This window comes from Vibrio sp. HENC-03, from assembly GCF_000305755.2.
Classification (GTDB): domain Bacteria; phylum Pseudomonadota; class Gammaproteobacteria; order Enterobacterales; family Vibrionaceae; genus Vibrio; species Vibrio owensii.
The window spans coordinates 1-384 of sequence record NZ_JH976090.1; the positions used below are offsets into that span (position 1 = coordinate 1).

Below are 384 nucleotides of genomic sequence, written 5' to 3' on the forward strand. Positions count from 1 at the left end.
AAAAATGTCTGTATGCGTCACCGTTGTTAACCAGTACGGCAATTTAAAAGCGACGAAAACTCACGTCGACAATTGCCAAGACTACGTGCTGATTTCGGCGGTGGAGTATCAAGAATATAAGGATCCAGTCCTGTTCAACGGTGACTTGTTCCTATATGTCAGTGGCGTGCTCTTGATCAACATGGTCGTTGGTCACTGGGTGGGTCGTGTTGTTCGCCTTATGAGTAAAAGGTAAATCTTATGAAAAAACTAGAACTTGTTGTAAATAACGTAAAACACGCAGTCGTAAACAAAAAAACAGCCGTAGGCTCTGCACTTATGCTTGCTTCCGTTTCTCCGGCTTTTGCTGAAACACCAGATATTACGGGCGCTATCAACGCCGCT

1 protein-coding gene is annotated in these 384 nt (G+C 44.3%); it reads left to right on the plus strand.

All coding sequences use genetic code 11. The annotated features are described in order from the left end of the window. Positions 1-4: 4 nt before the first annotated feature. Complete coding sequence (locus VCHENC03_RS17245) at positions 5-235, plus strand: hypothetical protein (protein ID WP_005427132.1); 231 nt, start codon at positions 5-7, stop codon at positions 233-235. The last annotated feature ends 149 nt before the right edge of the window (positions 236-384 follow it).